The following is a 2,669-nucleotide window of genomic DNA, read 5'->3' on the forward strand; positions in this document are numbered from 1 at the left end:
TATTACCTCTGATTATGTTATTTTTGCACGGAGCTGGGACAACTCGTATGCAGGGATGCCTTTGGATTTTCATCGTCCCGATCTCCTCTATTTTCAAAATCATAAAAAACCCCGCTCCGCTATCGAAGTAGGTCGAAAGATAGGGGTCAAAGCAACGGTTCCTATCTATCATACCGAGAAGATGGTCGGATTTGTGGAGGTGGTCTCTTTTTTCGAATCGACGCAAGAATATTTTGACCGTTTGGGAATTGATTTGTATATTTTGATGGATGAGCGATTTTACGAAACGGCCGTATTTATGCAAGAGAATCCTCTCATCGGAAAAGAGTATATTTTAGCCAATCCGAAATATACCCAAAGCGATTTAAAACTTTTAGAGGGGATCAATTTTAAAACATTGAAAACAACCCGTGTCATTTTTAGCGGCGGGCGTTATCTGTTTTATGAGCCGATGAAAAACGGTGAAGGGGAGAGTATAGGAGCTTTTATCTTTTCCCTCTCTCCAAAGCAGATCAGCACCTATACCCATTCGGATGAAGAGGATATCTCCTTTTTGATCCATCTCTCCCGTAATGAACTCTACGATGTCATGGTCAAAAAATCGCTCGATAATGCCCAATTTCAAAGTGTATACGATAAAGAGCTCCTCTACCTCAAAGATACCGTTCCTCCGGAAGATCGAGAACTCTATTTGCAAGAGGCACGTGAACGGTTGAATGCCTATTCCAAAGAGGAATTGATCGGGATTATGCTCGATTATAAAGTAACCAAAGAGATCAAAGGGGAGATACGATGAAAGTACTATTGCTCGAAGATGAATATATGCTGCGTGTCAGTATCACCGAATTTTTGGAAGAGTTGGGATTTGAAGTGTTTGGATTCAGCAATGGTGAGAGAGCATTTGATGCAATCTATGAAACCCACTTCGATCTCTATCTCCTCGATGTGAATGTTCCGGGAATGAACGGATTTGAGCTTCTGCGGACGCTGCGTAAAGAGGGAAATAAAATACCGGCGATTTTTCTCACCTCTATGGTCAATGTGTCTGATTTGCAAGAGGGGTACAAATCGGGGTGCTGTGACTATATCCGCAAACCGTTTGATCTGACCGAATTACAGATACGGATTATGCATGCTATGAAAAGCTTCTATCATGAGGGGGAAAATCGAATCGATTTCGGCGAAGGGCTTATTTACGATACCGAAAACTTTATGTTGATGCACAACGATCATAATATTGCCCTCAGTAAAACGGAAAAAGAGATTTTTACCGTATTGCTCAAGCACACGAATCAAGTCGTCTCAGTGGAGATGTTTCAAGATGAGATTTGGGGGGAATACGTCGATCCGGCCAACATACGGGTACAAATTAATAATCTTCGAAAAAAACTCCCCATTGAGATCATTCAAAATCGTCGCGGGTTGGGATACATCATTGAACGATAATCGCTACGCACTTAAAAATGCATTTCTCTACACAATGCTGGTCGCGGTACTGCTGTTGCTCCCCACTTATCTTTATGTCACCTATATGAAGTACATTCATGAAATTCAGTATGAGTTTAAACTCAAGCGGCAGTCCCATTTGATTATCCGTACCATGGAAGAGTTTGACTCCAATGAGAATAAACCGTTTGAATATCCGAGATTCCGCTCGTTTCAATCAGGGCTTTATGATGTCCATTTTAACCCGTTATTTAGCGTCATTCAAGCACCGATTAATGTTCAAAAAATAGGGTACCATATTCAAGACTCTTATGCGTATTTGGTCATAGCTCTCCCTGAGGGGCGCTATTTCGGAGCATCCTATCTGGTGGTAGGGGGGAATATCTCGTACGCCCGAATTTATCAGGATGTTGTGGTGATTTTGCTCTCCATTACCGCATTGATCTTTGTTTTGTCCCTCTTTTTTCTGGATCGGTTTGCTTTGCCGTTTCAGCGGATTAATCAGCGTCTGGATCAATTTATAAAAGATTCGATGCATGAGATCAATACGCCCCTCTCTATCATTAATGTCAATATTGATCTGTATAATCGTGCCAATCCTACGAATAAATATCTGCAGCGGATTAAAGCAGCTACCAAAACCCTCGCAACCCTTTACAATGATATGGATTACCTTATAAAAAACGAACGTTTGGCCTTTGAACATGAAACGATCGATTTAAGTCACTATTTGCAAGAGAGGATTGATTACTTTTCCGAAGTCGCCGCACTCAAAAATATTACCATATTTCCGCACATCGATAAAGGTGTTACGATTGTATTTAATCCCACACAGTTGCAGCGTATTATTGACAATAATATTTCAAATGCGATCAAATATTCTCATGAAGAGGGGAAAATCGACGTCATTTTGGAGCGGTTTGAGAATAAGTGTGTGATCCGTTTTCGTGATAACGGAGTCGGGATTGAGGACATCAATCGTATTTTCGAGCGGTATTACCGTGAAAATCGGGACAAGGGGGGATTCGGTATAGGTCTTAATATCGTCAAATCGATTGTAGATAAAGCGGGTATTGAGCTTCATATCGACTCCGTATACGGTGAGGGGAGTACCTTTACCTACACTTTTTGCCCACCCATTTACACTAACGGGTAAATTTTTATTTTTTTTACATAAATTTTACACTCCTGCTTTACAATGCTTTCCGAAATACAAAAATAGG

Annotated in this window: 3 protein-coding genes; all 3 read left to right on the top strand. The window is 40.9% G+C overall.

Translation table 11 applies throughout. The features are described 5' to 3' along the window. Positions 1 to 796, top strand: a 796-nt coding sequence (locus A2517_RS10680; protein ID WP_294896871.1) for a hypothetical protein, incomplete at its 5' end; no start/stop codon positions are given. Beyond that, the gene (locus A2517_RS10685) at positions 793 to 1,446 is read left to right on the top strand and encodes a response regulator transcription factor (protein ID WP_294896873.1); all 654 of its coding nucleotides are present in this window, start codon (positions 793 to 795) and stop codon (positions 1,444 to 1,446) included. The genes A2517_RS10680 and A2517_RS10685, both read left to right, overlap by 4 nt. After that, a complete protein-coding gene (locus A2517_RS10690; protein WP_294896875.1) occupies positions 1,397 to 2,602 on the top strand; it encodes a HAMP domain-containing sensor histidine kinase in 1,206 nt (401 codons plus the stop codon). Before A2517_RS10685 ends, A2517_RS10690 begins: the two co-directional genes overlap by 50 nt. The last annotated feature ends 67 nt before the right edge of the window (positions 2,603 to 2,669 follow it).

This window comes from Sulfuricurvum sp. RIFOXYD12_FULL_44_77 (assembly GCF_001830725.1).
Classification (GTDB): Bacteria; Campylobacterota; Campylobacteria; order Campylobacterales; family Sulfurimonadaceae; genus Sulfuricurvum; species Sulfuricurvum kujiense_A.

Coding starts and splice junctions, on each gene's coding strand:
- A2517_RS10685 (WP_294896873.1), top strand. CDS start 793: ATGAAAGTACTATTGCTCGAAGATGAATATATGCTGCGTGTCAGTATC.